The 13,176-nt window shown below is 46.7% G+C and carries 14 protein-coding genes; all 14 read left to right on the top strand.

The window, feature by feature from the left end; translation table 11 throughout:
* The first annotated feature begins 66 nt into the window (after nucleotides 1–66).
* Nucleotides 67–1,953, top strand: coding sequence for a spore germination protein (locus BLR65_RS19890; RefSeq protein WP_093795928.1), 1,887 nt, complete (start codon nucleotides 67–69; stop codon nucleotides 1,951–1,953).
* Complete coding sequence (locus BLR65_RS19885) at nucleotides 1,950–3,050, top strand: GerAB/ArcD/ProY family transporter (protein ID WP_093795927.1); 1,101 nt, start codon at nucleotides 1,950–1,952, stop codon at nucleotides 3,048–3,050. The genes BLR65_RS19890 and BLR65_RS19885 overlap by 4 nt, the downstream gene beginning before the upstream one ends.
* A complete protein-coding gene (locus BLR65_RS19880; protein WP_093795926.1) occupies nucleotides 3,035–4,288 on the top strand; it encodes a Ger(x)C family spore germination protein in 1,254 nt (417 codons plus the stop codon). The genes BLR65_RS19885 and BLR65_RS19880 overlap by 16 nt, the downstream gene beginning before the upstream one ends.
* A gap of 39 nt (nucleotides 4,289–4,327) precedes the next feature.
* On the top strand, nucleotides 4,328–4,492 hold the full coding sequence (locus tag BLR65_RS29925; protein WP_169717027.1) for a hypothetical protein: 165 nt from the start codon (nucleotides 4,328–4,330) through the stop codon (nucleotides 4,490–4,492).
* Between the two features lie 153 nt (nucleotides 4,493–4,645).
* Nucleotides 4,646–4,945 (top strand): YtxH domain-containing protein, encoded by a 300-nt coding sequence (locus BLR65_RS19875; RefSeq protein WP_093795925.1) that lies wholly within the window; start codon nucleotides 4,646–4,648, stop codon nucleotides 4,943–4,945.
* A 76-nt stretch (nucleotides 4,946–5,021) separates the two neighbouring features.
* Nucleotides 5,022–5,387, top strand: a complete 366-nt coding sequence (locus BLR65_RS19870) for a hypothetical protein (protein ID WP_093795924.1) — start codon at nucleotides 5,022–5,024, stop codon at nucleotides 5,385–5,387.
* Between the two features lie 134 nt (nucleotides 5,388–5,521).
* Entirely contained in the window at nucleotides 5,522–5,974 is a 453-nt protein-coding gene (locus tag BLR65_RS19865; protein WP_093795923.1) for a GNAT family N-acetyltransferase, read from the top strand.
* Nucleotides 5,975–6,122: 148 nt separating this feature from the next.
* Nucleotides 6,123–7,079 (top strand): homoserine O-acetyltransferase MetA, encoded by a 957-nt coding sequence (gene metA / locus BLR65_RS19860; protein ID WP_093795922.1) that lies wholly within the window; start codon nucleotides 6,123–6,125, stop codon nucleotides 7,077–7,079.
* Nucleotides 7,080–7,289: 210 nt separating this feature from the next.
* Nucleotides 7,290–7,820, top strand: coding sequence for a cob(I)yrinic acid a,c-diamide adenosyltransferase (locus BLR65_RS19855; RefSeq protein ID WP_093795921.1), 531 nt, complete (start codon nucleotides 7,290–7,292; stop codon nucleotides 7,818–7,820).
* Nucleotides 7,821–7,839: 19 nt separating this feature from the next.
* Entirely contained in the window at nucleotides 7,840–9,522 is a 1,683-nt protein-coding gene (locus BLR65_RS19850) for a methylmalonyl-CoA mutase family protein (RefSeq protein ID WP_093795920.1), read from the top strand.
* A gap of 24 nt (nucleotides 9,523–9,546) precedes the next feature.
* Nucleotides 9,547–9,951, top strand: coding sequence for a cobalamin B12-binding domain-containing protein (locus BLR65_RS19845; protein ID WP_093795919.1), 405 nt, complete (start codon nucleotides 9,547–9,549; stop codon nucleotides 9,949–9,951).
* A 5-nt stretch (nucleotides 9,952–9,956) separates the two neighbouring features.
* Nucleotides 9,957–10,931 carry a methylmalonyl Co-A mutase-associated GTPase MeaB gene (meaB, locus tag BLR65_RS19840; protein ID WP_093795918.1) on the top strand — a complete coding sequence of 325 codons (975 nt, stop codon included), beginning with the start codon at nucleotides 9,957–9,959 and terminating at the stop codon, nucleotides 10,929–10,931.
* 73 nt (nucleotides 10,932–11,004) lie between these two features.
* On the top strand, nucleotides 11,005–12,192 hold the full coding sequence (locus tag BLR65_RS19835; RefSeq protein WP_093795917.1) for a M24 family metallopeptidase: 1,188 nt from the start codon (nucleotides 11,005–11,007) through the stop codon (nucleotides 12,190–12,192).
* A 135-nt stretch (nucleotides 12,193–12,327) separates the two neighbouring features.
* The coding region (locus tag BLR65_RS19830; protein ID WP_093795916.1) for a CoA transferase subunit A at nucleotides 12,328–13,176 on the top strand (849 nt) is incomplete at its 3' end.

Here is a 13,176-nt window from a genome sequence, read left to right as displayed (position 1 = left end):
CTTTGTTTTTACCAACACCCTGCCCGTGAATCTTTAGTGAATGTATATATAAACAAAGGAAGAAGCATGAATAATTTTTCCGATAATTTTATTACAAAAATATATCGCACGGCTAAGCAGTTGATCGTGTATCAGCCTCCTCAGCAGCCAACCCGGTTTGTATTAGGCGAGACGCAGCAGAATAAACAGAAAGTGTCTGACAGACGGTTTTCAGGGATTAAGGAAAGCCTTACAGAATTTTATAAACTAATAAGTTATGCCAAGCGTTTAGCTGCTGTTATGGAAGAGGGGGTACGGATACTACAATCCGCGTCAATCAAGAAATCATTTCCGTCGCTAAAGCGGCTATGTACATCACTGGAGAAGCAGCAATCAGAAGTTGCTCCTTTGTTGCTTGCCTATAATGAGGCGGAGAATGATCCGGCCAGCATGTCGGTCAGTGCCAGCCTGGCGGAAAATGAAAAAAATATCAGCCGAATATACCGGCTGCCGTATAATACCGATCTTATTATTCGCAAATTTAATATACCTGTTGAGCCGGTTTTACAAGCGATGCTGGTCTATATCGAGGGGTTGTGCGACAGTAAAACGGTGAATCACCTGATCTTAAAGCCATTGATGCTTTATAGCCGGGCGGCTCCGGGTATGCCAGACGACGGGGTGCTTAATCATTTGATTACCCAATATTTGCCTAGCGGCAAAACGACTTCAGTCATGGGTTTCTCAGATATACAAAATGCTGTAAATACCGGCGATGCCGCTCTTTTTATCGAAGGGGAGCCGGCCGCGATTCTTATTGAAGGCAAGGGCTGGGAGCACCGCAGTGTCGACCGGCCGATTTTTGAGCAGTCAGTCCGCGGGGCACAAACCGGGTTTGGTGAAGTGTTAGGGGTAAATATCGCCTTGGTTAGATCGCTGTTTAATGCCAGTGATTTGGTAGCGGAAAAACTAACTGTGGGCATTAAAAGTAAGACAGTGTGTGTTGTTATGTACCTGGAGTCGGTGGCTAATCCTGCTTTGGTAAATGAAATCAAACGGAGAATTACAGGTGTTGAAACTGATTGTGTAACCGATATCAGTATTTTGGAACAGTTTATTGCCGACCATCCGCATCTGCCTTTGCCAACCGCGTTAAATACGGAACGGCCGGACAGAGTAGCTGCCGGTCTTAATGAAGGGCGGGTGGCTATATTGCTGGACAGCAGCCCGTTTGCCCTGATTGCGCCGGTGTCTTTATTTTCACTTCTTCATTCCGGGGAAGATTTTGCTTTGCTTCATCCATACAGCAGCTTAATACGCCTGATCCGCTGGACAGGTGTGGTCATTGCCTTGCTTTTACCGGCGCTGTTTTTAGCGATTAGCAACTTTCATCAGGAAGCCATCCCCACAGAAATGTTATTGTCAATCACATCAGCCCGCCTGCAGGTGCCGTTTCCGACAATCCTGGAAATGTTGCTGCTGGGAGTAGCGTTTGAGCTTATCCGGGAGGGCGGATTGCGCATTCCCGGTTTCCTGGGGCCGACAATTGGTATTGTTGGGGGTATTATTCTGGGACAGGCAGCCGTATCGGCCAAAATAGTCAGCCCCATCATGGTTATCGTGGTCGCCGCCACCGGGGTGGCTTCCTACACTATCCCGGACTACCGGTTGAGTGCCGCTGTTCGCATGGCCAGTTTAGCGCTTATGCTATTTTCGGCCGTTATGGGTCTTGTGGGCATTGCTACAGGCCTGTTGATTATGCTGGCAGTGTTATGCAATATGAAATCCTACGGAATGCCCTATCTCAGTCCGGTTGTGCCCAAATCAGGAGCAGGGTTGGATGTTATTATCCGGGGACCGGTTTATCACCAGGAAATGCGCCCCGATGCTCTTAATACAAAAGTGAGCCGCCGGCAGCCGCACAGAAGCAGGGTATGGCGAAAGCAAAAACCTGATGGAGGTGAAACCGAGTGAGCTATCAGGGGGGGAATATGGGAGTTGCGGCAGGGGTTTCCCTGGTTTTTGTGGCGACAATACCCCGGATTTTTTTAACTACATTAGCCAGCCGATTGGTGGATGATGCTCAGATTGCCTGGCTTAGTGTTTTGATTAGTTCTATAGCAACACTATTTATGATTCGACTGCTTCTTTATGTGCTTAGTCGTACTGGGGGAGACCTCATTGACGCGACACGACGACTGCTGGGGAATACAGCTGCTTGGCTTGTAGCACTATTTTATATCGCGCTGTTTTTTGGTAATACTGTATTGCTACTAAGAGAGTTTGCGGAAAATACATTACTGACCGCCTTGCCGCTTGCCGAATTTTCGTTAGTGACAATCTGGTATATCGCTTGGGTTACGGTATTTATTTCTTTTGGTATTGAGGTAATGGGAAGAGTTTCTTATATGGTACTGCCTTTTTTAGTCGCATTTATGCTGCTTGTCGTTATTTTCCTCATTCCTTTTTATAATATAAATCAACTTGTTCCTTGGCAAGGGCATGGATTGACTCTGGCCGTTTACCATGGCTTTTCCTGGGCAGGTATTAATATTGGCGCTGTTTTGCTGGCCGTGTATGCCCGTGAATTTCAGACTTCGAAAACGGCCACGCAGGCACTGATTTTTGGAGTAGGCGGCGCGTTATTTATGAAAGTAGTTTATTCGCAGTCTTATTTAATGGTTTTTGGTGTTAATGTGGGGCAGGAAAAGATTTTACCGTTTTTTGAAATGGCACGGCTGGTTTATCTGAACCGTTATCTGCAGCGCATTGAGGCTTTGTTGATTGCCTTGTGGGGGATGGTCAGTATGCTGGCTCTGGCGGTAAGTCTGTATACGGCGGTTTATCTGATTGCCCGGATACTTAACTTGCCGTCCGGCAGACCAATAATCCCGCTAATGGCCGGAATTGCTGCCAATATTGCCATGTTGCCACCGGATATCATAACAGTGCTGGGATATGAGAAAATCTATCATTTTACCAGCAGCGTCGGGATTTATGGTGTACCGCTGCTGTTATTTATTGCGTTTTGTTTCAAGCGAAAAGAGGTGAAACGATGCAACACCGTTTAATTGCCGCTTTTTTACTGGGAGTTTGTATGGCATGCTGCGGCTGTGATGCTGCAAGAGAACCGGATGATCAAGCATATATTATTGCTGTTGGGGTGGACAAGTCTGATCAGAAAGGTATGATTGACGTTACTTATGTCGCGGCTCTGCCGGTAGCTGCCAGTGAGGGGGGAGGCGGCAGCGGTGGCGGCGAACAGCAAAAGATTACCACAGAAGTAACTTTTACTGCTCCGTCACTGGCTGAAACACGCAACCTTCTTAACTCAGTATCTTATTTTTTCCCTACTCTAACTCATGTTAAAATTTTGGTTATGGGAGAAGAACTGGCAAAACAAGGAATAGGCGATGTTATTGGTCCGTTGATAAGGTTTAGAGAGTATCGTGGCACTAATTATGTTGTTGTGGCTAAGGGAACGGCCAAGAATTTTTTAAAGAAAAACAAGCCCGGTATTCCGGGCTCAGCGTCACGTTATTTTGAATCAATGATGGAAACTGCCTCGGAGACAAGCTATTATTTAAAGACAACTCTGCATGAATTTTATCTGAGGTTAAAAGATGCCGATGGAACTTCGTACACTGCAATGGTGGCCGTTAATCCACAAACTATGGAGGATTTAGCCGCAAGGCCACGAATTTCCGGCCAAAAGACAGAAGAGTATTATGTCGGTGATATACCGCGATCTAGCAGTGGCGCTAATCCGGTTGAATTCGTCGGAACCGCCATATTTAAAGATGAAAAAATGGTCGGTATGCTGACAAATGCTGAGACACGGTCACTGGCTTTATTAACCGGAAAGTACAGACGGGGTTATGAAACTCTGGAGGATCCTTTAGCACCCAAACATGGGATCAATGTCAATTTGCGGCAGGGGGAAAAACCGGATATTATGACAAGCATTGTTGACGGAAAACCGGTCGTTCACATTACAGTGTATCTGGAAGGCGAGGTAACGAGTATACCGAGTGGCATTAATTACGAAAAAGCAGAGTACAGAGAACTGTTGGAGGAAGCTGTTTCCCGGATTACGAGGGAGGAAATCACTCACCTGGTGGCACTTTGCCAGGAAAAGGGGACAGATATTGTCGGAATCGGTTATCATTTTCGCAATAAATTTCAAAAGATCGAAGATTGGGAGGGCTATGCCTGGCCGGAAAAATTTCCGCAAGCCGACATTACGGTTGAGGTTAAGTGCAAAATCCGGCGAACCGGTTTAATGTGGCGGACAACGCCCAAACAATAATGAAATATTGTCATGTTAACAAAACGGAGGGATGGTTGATTGGATTATTTATTGGCCGTAGGTACCTGTCTGGCAGCCATTCATGCTTATACCTACAGCCGCTGGCTAAAGTCAAATAATTATCGGACAGGAGCTGTCGGTGTGGTTGTATTAGCGCTTGCCGGTATGGCTCTGTCCTTATACAAACTATTTTTTGCCCAGTAATCATTGGCTAAAAACCGTTATCTGCCTAAAAGTTAACGGTTTATTTTTTTATTCTTATTCTTATCTTTTCAGTTATTGCAAGGATTTTTTTATTTTTTGTCGAAGATTAGTAAATATAGGAAAATATTTTAAACACAACCGGAGGTGGTAGGCATGTCGATTATGGATTTGATTGAAAAAGGGAAAAAGGAACGTAGGCAGAAAGCTCAGAAAAAAGCTTTGAAACATGCAGCGATTGGTGCCGCAGTTGGTGCAACTGTCGGTGCAGCCGCCGGCGTATTATTGGCACCTAAGCCTGGGAAAGAAACGCGGAGCGAACTTGTGCAGGCTGCCAAAGAATTGCCTGGGAAGGCCAAAGAAATTGTTGACAAGACAAGGGAAAGGGTTGCTGAGGCCAAGAAGGAAATTGCCGAAAAAACCAAGCCCACTGTTGACGCGGGAGACCAACAGTAGCACTTTTGAAGAAATAGACGGGGCCGGGTAAAGTTTACCCGGCTATCTGTATAATTGTGCGAAAGAAGGGATAGTGGTGTATATCTCGTTGTACGACTTGGGGCTGTTTATCTTGTTTGCAGTTCTAGTGGTTTGTGGCGTGTATTTAAGTATGGTTTTGCGGCGGATACTTTTTATTCTGGGAAGCATTCGCGAAATGTTGCAGTCACACCAGGGGGATATTGGTGAAACGGTTTCTTTGTTTAAAGAAACTCTTAACAATCTGAATGAGCTTACTATTAGCTTAAAAGAGACAACTGATCAAACGAATAAGGCTGTCCGCGCCCTGCCGGGTGATTTTGCTGATGCGGTCGATGATTTGCGGGAAAATTTTGAGACGTTTGCGCTTTATGCCAGGATTGCCGGCGATGTGGTTAAGTCAATATTTTCGAAATCGGCTTAATGGCGGTGGCCAAGCACAACAGGATTCTCCCGGATTACTATTTTAAGCCCGCGAATTTTCGCGGGCTTTTGCGTAGACAAACTATGGGGATTCAATTCGAATGAATCATAATTAACCAGTAAAGGAGTCCCAAAATGCTATCAGATGTTGTTATACGAAAAGCGCAAACGAGCGATATTGATTCTATGGTGGCGCTCATTTCTATTATTTTTTCGCTGGAAGCGGATTTTCAAGTGGATGTTGCCAAGCAACGGCGGGCACTGGAAATGTTTTTCGAATACTCGTCCGGGCGTTGCCTGTTTGTGGCGGAATATCAACAAAACGTAATAGGCATGTGTTCAGCTCAATTATTGCTATCAACTGCCGAAGGCGGCTGGAAGGCTCTTGTGGAAGATGTTGTGATTGCCCGGGAATATCAACGGCTGGGCATCGGCGGAAAGATGCTGAGCGTGTTGGAGGAATGGGCAGTGGGCCAGGGCGCCAAACGGCTTGATTTACTGGCAGACCTCAACAATAGCAAGGGACTTAGTTTTTATCATAAAATGCACTGGCACAAAACAAACCTAATTGCCTTACAGAAAAAATAGGTGCAGGGTTGTCAATTACACCAGCCGCCTGCGCCTTAAATGCGGAAGATAGAACACCTGCTGTAAATCTTTAGTGGATACTATATATTGTATTAATTTTATGCTAAAATCTAATACATAGTAAGAATTATGCAAAGGAGCGGAAGCTATGCCAATAAAAATCCCTAATAATCTGCCGGCAGTTAATATCCTTGAAAAAGAGAATATTTTTACAATGGATGAGAAACGCGCCTACTCACAAGACATACGTCCGCTTCGCATCATGCTGTTAAATCTAATGCCTACAAAAATAGCTACCGAGACACAATTGCTCCGGTTGCTGGGAAATTCCCCGCTGCAGGTTGAGGTTGATTTTATGTATACGGCTACCCATGAGCCGAAACATACCCCGCATGAACATCTGGTTAAATTTTATGAGACCTTTGAGGAAGTAAAAAACCGTAAATATGACGGAATGATTATTACCGGGGCGCCTATAGAGCAAATGCCGTTTGAAGAGGTTGAGTATTGGAGCGAGTTATGCGATATTATGGCTTGGAGCAGGAAGAATGTATACTCTACATTGCATATCTGCTGGGGAGCACAGGCGGCTTTGTATTATCACTACGGCATTCCCAAATACGATTTACCGAAAAAGATGTTTGGCGTATTTCCCCATACGGTCAATATGAAAGAAAAAATGCTGTTTCGCGGTTTTGATGATATTTTTTATGTTCCTCATTCCCGGCATACCGAGGTTCGGCGGGAGGATATTGAAAAGGTACCGCAATTATCTATTCTTTCCGAATCGCCAGAAGCCGGCGTTTATGCCGTGATTGACAAAAAATACCGGCACTTGTTTATCACCGGGCATTCCGAGTATGATCCCCTGACGTTAAAGACCGAGTATGATCGCGATGTGGCCCAGGGACTACCCATAAATATACCGGCTAATTATTACCCGAACGATGACCCGCAGCAGCAGCCGGTAGTGCGCTGGCGGAGTGCGGCTAATTTATTGTTTTCTAATTGGCTTAATTATTATGTTTACCAGGGAACGCCTTTTGACTTGGAGAAATTGACAGCTTCCGAAAATTTACGCGGAATTGATGGCGATGGTATTTAACGCTATAAGGACTTGGCAAATGCCAGGTCCTTTTTAACGTTAAACAGGGCCGGCAGCTTAGGAATAAAGGAGGATATAGGCATAAAAAAGAGAATTACTTATTTTGTCAAAAAGTTTGCAAAAATAGTTAATTTGTTGTATATGCTAGACAATAAGCACTGTGTTTTGGAAAATAAGAAATGGGGGTGAAGTTTTCTGCAATCAGAAAAGATGACCGCTGCGAAGCGCGGCCTGGTAATGGTCATTACCGGTGACGGCAAAGGAAAAACAACGGCTGCCTTCGGTCAGGCCTTGCGCGCTGTCGGCCAAGGATATTCGGTATGTATTATTCAGTTTATGAAAGGAAGAAAATACGGCGAAGTCTTAGCGGCGGAAAAGTATCTGCCGGCGATTACTGTGATTCAGTCTGGCCTCGATAGTTTTGTTATGCGTGACAGTCCGGCAAAAGAAGATATTGCTCTTGCCAGGCAGGGGTTTGCCAAGGCCCAAGAAATTATTCTGGGCAAGCGTTATGATATGGTCATTCTTGATGAGATTAATGTTGCCGTTGATTTCAACTTGATTTCAGAACAAGCCGTCCTGGAGTTAATTCATAACAAACCACCCGCAGTAGATTTACTATTAACCGGGCGCTATGCTTCGGCTAAAATTAGGGAAATAGCCGATACGGTTAGTGAAATAGCGGAAATCAAACACCATTACTATGCCGGTGTCAGGGAACGGGCCGGTATAGAATACTAAGGTATAAGGGGGAGCCAGCTTGTTTACTAAAGACTTATTAGATAAAAATGAGCCATTACGAAAAAAATGGGAAGATGAAGTGAAACGGTCTATCGCCAAACACGCTGATCAAAAAGAAAAGTGGACAACGGTCTCTGACTTAGATATAAAAAGAATTTACGGTCCGGACGATATCAAGGATATGAATTTCGAAACTGATATTGCCTACCCGGGACAATTTCCTTTTTTGCGGGGCAATCAGCCAACCGGTTACCGGGGGAAATATTGGACGTTTCGCATGTTTTCCGGTATGGGTACCGCTGTCGAAACCAATGAGCGGTGGCATTATCTGCTATCAACCGGCCAGACCGGTTTGAGTACCGCCTTCGATTTTCCTACCTTGATGGGCTATGATACCGATTCTCCCAAGGCCAAGGGGGAATGCGGCAAATGCGGGGTAGCGATTGATACGTTAGCCGATTTTAATGACCTCATAAAGGGAATCCCTTTAGGCAAAATCAGCACATCGATGACGATCAATCCGCCCGCCACTGTGTTGTGGGCTATGTACTGCGCCGCAGCCGAGCTGCAGGGTGTACCCCTTACCACAATCAGTGGCACCATCCAGAACGATATCTTAAAAGAGTTCATTGCGCAAAAGACGCTGATGTGCCCGCCTGAGCCTTCGGTCAAACTGATTAGCGACACCATTGAGTTCGGTACAAAATACGTACCAAAATGGAATACCATCAGCATCAGCGGCTACCATATCCGCGAAGCCGGTTCGACTGCCGTCCAGGAACTGGCGTTTACTTTGCGGGACGGAATTGAGTATGTCGAAGATGCCATCAACCGCAAAGGTCTGCAGGTTGATCAATTTGCCTCCCGCTTGTCCTTCTTCTTTAATTCCCATATTGACTTTTTTGAAGAGATTGCCAAGATGCGGGCTGCCCGCCGGATTTGGGCCAAAGTCATGCGTGAACGGTTTGGAGCAAAAGACCCGCGTTCCTGCTGGATGCGTTTCCATACCCAAACAGCAGGTTGCTCGCTTACGGCTCAGCAGCCCTATAACAATGTCATCAGAACGGCGGTCGAGGCGTTGGCGGCTGTGCTGGGAGGAACCCAATCCCTCCACACCAACTCACTGGATGAGGTATTATGTCTGCCATCGGAGCATGCGGTACAGATTGCCTTAAGGACACAGCAGATTCTGGCTGAGGAAACTGGTGTCGCCAATACCATAGATCCCCTGGCCGGTTCGTATTTTGTAGAATCGCTGACCAATGAGATGGAAGAAAAAGCCTGGGAATATATCCATAAAATTGACGATATGGGCGGTATGATCGCCGCTATTGAAAAAGGGTATCCGCAGATGGAAATTTCCGATGCCGCCTACAAGTTCCAGCAACAGATTGACGCGCAGGAAAAAACCATGGTCGGTGTTAACAAATATGTCGAAGAAAATGAAAAAGTCGACATTCCAATGGTTGCTATCGACGAATCGGTAGAAGCAGAACAGCTGAAACGATTGGCAGAGGTTAAGAGGACCCGGGATAACAACAAGGTGAAAGAATGTCTGAAAAACCTTGCCGCTGCTTGCAAAAAAGGCGAAAATGTTATGCCGTACTGCATTGAAGCTGTTAAAAGTTATGCCACTGTACAGGAAATCTGCGACGTCTATCGCGAGGTTTACGGCGAATACCGTGACCCTGGTATATTCTAATAAACCCTTGAGGAGGCAAACAGGATGTCAAATAGAAAAATCCGTATTTTATTAGCAAAACCTGGCCTTGACGGACATGACCGGGGAGCAAAAGTCTTAGCCAGATGCTTTCGTGATGCCGGGTTTGAGGTTATTTATACAGGCTGTCATCAAACATCTGAGCAAATCGCGTCAATTGCCATTCAGGAAGACGTTGACTTAGTCGGCTTAAGCTGCTTGTCGGGAGCGCACAAATACCTGTTCCCGGAAGTAACAAAACTGCTTAAAGAAAAAGGCGCAGGCGATATTACCGTTATCGGCGGGGGCATTATCCCGGAACAGGATATGCCGGCCCTGTATGAAGCCGGGTTTAAGGCAATCTTCACACCTGGCGTGAAAATGGATGCCATTGTCGATTGGATTAACACCAACGTAAAGCCTGAGGCGTGATTATTATGGAACAATTAAGCAAAAGGGTTTTGGCAGGCGATATTCGCGCTGTCTCCCGGTTAATAAGAAATTTGGAAGATGAAATCCCGGATACCCATATGGCGATCAAGGAACTATTTGCCGCCACCGGTAACTCCCATATTGTGGGCATTACCGGTGCTCCCGGCGCCGGCAAGAGCACGCTGATTGATGAATTGATTGCCGCCTACCGCCAAATCGCAAAAACGGTAGGTGTGCTGGCGGTTGACCCGACAAGTCCTTTTACCGGCGGGGCTATATTAGGCGACCGGATCCGGATGCTGCGCCATGCCGAAGACAGCGGTGTGTTTGTCCGCAGCCTGGCTACCAGAGGCTCCATGGGCGGACTGTCAAAGGCTGTTGGCGAAGCCATTCATGTTGTGGAAGCGTCCGGCAAGGAAAAGGTCATTGTCGAAACCTGTGGCGTCGGCCAGCAGGAGGTCGATATTATCAACCATGCCCATACCGTTGTGGTGGTGCTTGTTCCCGGGATGGGGGATGATGTCCAGGCGATTAAGGCCGGTTTAATGGAAATTGCCGATATTTTTGTGATCAATAAAGCTGACCGTGACGGCGCGGGCAAATTGTATCAGGAAGTATTAAATATTGCCTCCCAATCACACAAAGACGATACCCGGGCCGGCGCTCACTGGCAGATTCCGGTGTTAAAAGTCGAGAGCGTTTTGGAGCCGCATGCATTTGCCGGGAGTGTGGCTCTTTTGCGTAATAAAATCGACGAACACTATCAGTACTTAGTCCAAAGCAATTTGTTAGCCAACCGCTTGCGCCGCAAGACGGCCGCTGAACTCAACGAAGCCTTATGGGGCAGCATCCTGCAGCCTATTTTACAAGAACTCCACGCCGGCGGCGAAATGGCAGCCATGGTGGATAAACTAATTACCAGAGAGAGCGATCCCTATACACTAGCCGAACAGGTAGCGCAGCGATATATAAAAAAATAAGGTGCCAACACCACCTGTCGGCAAACTTTTAACTCATTGTATAGTAAATATTACAGATGAAAGGAAGTTAATCATGGAATTGACGCCAGCAGCAGAAATTGAATCGAGGATTTATAAATTCCAGCAGAAACTCGTTGAACAAGCTGTCGACGGAGCTCTTATTTTAGTGCTGAGTGATTTATTTTATTTTACCGGCACGATGCAAAATTCCTATCTGTTTATACCGGCAAACGGTCAGCCGGTTCTTATGGTGAAAAAAAGTCTGACCCGCGGCCGGCAGGAATCGCCGCTTACGAATATTGTCGCGATTAAGAATCCCAAACAAATTCCGGAGATCCTGTCGGCCTACGGGTATGACAGCCTTGCTAACATTGGTCTGGAATTGGATGTAATGCCCTATAATATCTATAAGTCCTATCAAAAGATTTTTCCGAATGCCCAATTCCAGGATTGTTCAGCGGCGATCAAGGAAGTCCGGGCAGTTAAATCCGCTTATGAAATTAAGTTAATGCGCGGTGCTTTAGCGGTTATCGACCAGGCATTTCAAACCGTACCTGCCTATTTAAGGGAAGGGATGACAGAACTGGAACTGGCCGCGCTGTTTGAAGCCGAGCTGCGCAAGCGGGGCTATGCCGGTCCTTGTATGATGCGTGCTTTCGCGCAGGACTTTTTCTTTGGTACGGTTTGTACCGGCGCCAGCGGATTTTATCCTAACTTCTTCGATGGACCGGTGGGCGGGCAGGGACCCAGTGCCGCGCAACCGGCCGGGGCCGGCTGGAAAAAGATAAACCGCAACGAGGTCGTCTATATTGACTATACGGCAATCGTTAACGGCTATACCGGTGACCAGACACGGATATTCTGTATTGGCGAGCTTTCTCCCAAACTGGTTAAAGCCTATGAGGATGCCTTATTTATTGAGGCGGAAATCGTTAAAAGCATTAAACCGGGAACACCTGCCGAGGAACCCTATCTGCTGGCAGTTAAACTGGCGGCAGAAATGGGGTATAAAGATCATTTCATGGGGTACAAGGAAGATCAAGTTAAATTTGTCGGCCATGGCATTGGGATCGAATTAGATGAATGGCCGGTACTGGCGAAAGGAATCAAGCAGCCGATTATGCCGGGCATGACATTTGCCCTTGAGCCCAAATTTGTTTTCCCCGAAGGGGCTATTGGTACGGAAAATAGCTTTGTCATGACTGAGGCGGGGCCACAATATTTGAGCATAACTCCTCAGGTGATTACGTACGTAAAATAAATAGATATTCCGCATTAAGAAGTGTAGCGGCGCAGGCAGGTGGTGTATTGCCAACACACCACCCGCCTGCAATAAATATCACCGCGTTGTATAATGCGTAGAATCGAGCTAATAGTAACATTAGGGAGGCCGGAAATGAGTCAACCGAAAAAAATTAGTTTAGCCGAAGCCGCCGCGCTGGTGCACGACGGCGATCAGATCACCTTTAGCGGGTTTACCATCTGGCGGCGTCCGGTAGCTTTATGCTATGAATTGATACGGCAAGGCAAAAAAGATCTGCATTTATTTGAGGTTCAGGGCGGCTATCATAGTGATTTACTGGTCGGCGCAGGCTGCGTAAAAATCTGGGAAGGCGCCTGGATGGGGCAGGAAATGCTGGGGAAAATCGGCGAAAATCTGGCCCGCAAGCAATTGAGCGGTGAGATTTTAGTTGATGATTACAGTCATGGACATACAGTGGGACGGTTGATGGCGGGAGCGTTGGGACTGCCGTTTTTTCCCTGTGCCTTGGCGATGGGCACCGACATTTTTAACCCGGAGTATGACCAATTGGCCAAGGCCGGTTTACGGGACGGGAAGCATCGCAACATCCCTGCCAAAAAATATGTGATGGCTGACGATCCTTTCTATGGCAGGGGAGAATGTGCCTTGCTGCCGGCGGTTAACCCGGACGTGGCGTTAGTCTATGCGCCGATTGTCGGGGATGAAGGCACGGTACGCATTCTCTCTCAATGTTATAGTGACGCCGAGGCAATCAAGGCGTCCAAAACCGTTATTGTAATTTGTGAAGAAATTGTGCCGGACAGCTATTTGCGGCAAGAACCCACAGCCAATCTGGCGTCCGGCTACGAGATTGACTATATTGTGGAATGCCCCTGGGCGGCTCACCCGACAGGTTCCCAGTATTACTATGACTCTGACGCCGACTTTTTAAAAGCTTTTAACCGGATACGGGATCAGCAGGCGTTTGACGAGTTTGCGGAA

Origin of the sequence: Sporomusa acidovorans (assembly GCF_900101845.1) — a bacterium.
In the GTDB taxonomy this organism is placed as follows: domain Bacteria; phylum Bacillota; class Negativicutes; order Sporomusales; family Sporomusaceae; genus Sporomusa; species Sporomusa acidovorans.
This window is presented reverse-complemented; position numbering and strand designations above follow the sequence as displayed.

Coding starts and splice junctions, on each gene's coding strand:
- BLR65_RS19890 (WP_093795928.1), top strand. CDS start 67: ATGAATAATTTTTCCGATAATTTTATTACAAAAATATATCGCACGGCT.
- BLR65_RS19880 (WP_093795926.1), top strand. CDS start 3,035: ATGCAACACCGTTTAATTGCCGCTTTTTTACTGGGAGTTTGTATGGCA.
- BLR65_RS19875 (WP_093795925.1), top strand. CDS start 4,646: ATGTCGATTATGGATTTGATTGAAAAAGGGAAAAAGGAACGTAGGCAG.
- BLR65_RS19865 (WP_093795923.1), top strand. CDS start 5,522: ATGCTATCAGATGTTGTTATACGAAAAGCGCAAACGAGCGATATTGAT.
- metA (WP_093795922.1), top strand. CDS start 6,123: ATGCCAATAAAAATCCCTAATAATCTGCCGGCAGTTAATATCCTTGAA.
- BLR65_RS19855 (WP_093795921.1), top strand. CDS start 7,290: ATGACCGCTGCGAAGCGCGGCCTGGTAATGGTCATTACCGGTGACGGC.
- BLR65_RS19845 (WP_093795919.1), top strand. CDS start 9,547: ATGTCAAATAGAAAAATCCGTATTTTATTAGCAAAACCTGGCCTTGAC.
- meaB (WP_093795918.1), top strand. CDS start 9,957: ATGGAACAATTAAGCAAAAGGGTTTTGGCAGGCGATATTCGCGCTGTC.
- BLR65_RS19835 (WP_093795917.1), top strand. CDS start 11,005: ATGGAATTGACGCCAGCAGCAGAAATTGAATCGAGGATTTATAAATTC.